The following is a 526-nucleotide window of genomic DNA, read 5'->3' as shown; positions in this document are numbered from 1 at the left end:
CATGCAGCTTAAAGACACCCAGTTGTTCCGCCAGCAAGCCTTCATCGATGGCGCGTGGGTTGATGCGGACAATGGTCAGACGATCAAGGTCAACAACCCGGCAACGGGCGAAATTCTGGGCACTGTGCCGAAAATGGGTGCTGCCGAAACCCGCCGTGCAATCGAAGCTGCTGACAAAGCGCTGCCGGCCTGGCGTGCACTGACCGCCAAAGAACGTGCGACCAAGCTGCGTCGCTGGTTCGAACTGATCATCGAGAACCAGGACGACCTGGCTCGCCTGATGACCCTCGAGCAAGGCAAGCCATTGGCCGAAGCCAAGGGCGAAATCGTCTACGCCGCGTCCTTCATCGAGTGGTTCGCTGAAGAAGCCAAGCGCATCTACGGTGACGTGATTCCGGGCCACCAGCCAGACAAGCGCCTGATCGTGATCAAGCAGCCAATCGGCGTGACCGCTGCAATCACCCCGTGGAACTTCCCGGCTGCCATGATCACCCGTAAAGCCGGCCCGGCCCTGGCCGCCGGTTGC

The 526-nt window shown here is 60.8% G+C and carries 1 protein-coding gene; it reads left to right on the top strand.

Annotated elements, in window-relative coordinates; translation table 11 throughout:
* Position 1: 1 nt before the first annotated feature.
* On the top strand, positions 2–526 hold a 525-nt coding region (locus KW846_RS29705), incomplete at its 3' end, for an aldehyde dehydrogenase family protein (RefSeq protein ID WP_218486463.1).

Origin of the sequence: Pseudomonas sp. PDM32, from assembly GCF_019219225.1 — a bacterium.
GTDB classification, from domain to species: Bacteria; Pseudomonadota; Gammaproteobacteria; order Pseudomonadales; family Pseudomonadaceae; genus Aquipseudomonas; species Aquipseudomonas laurylsulfatiphila.
Note: the sequence above shows the minus strand (reverse complement) of the source record. Positions and strands in the feature narration are given on the sequence as shown.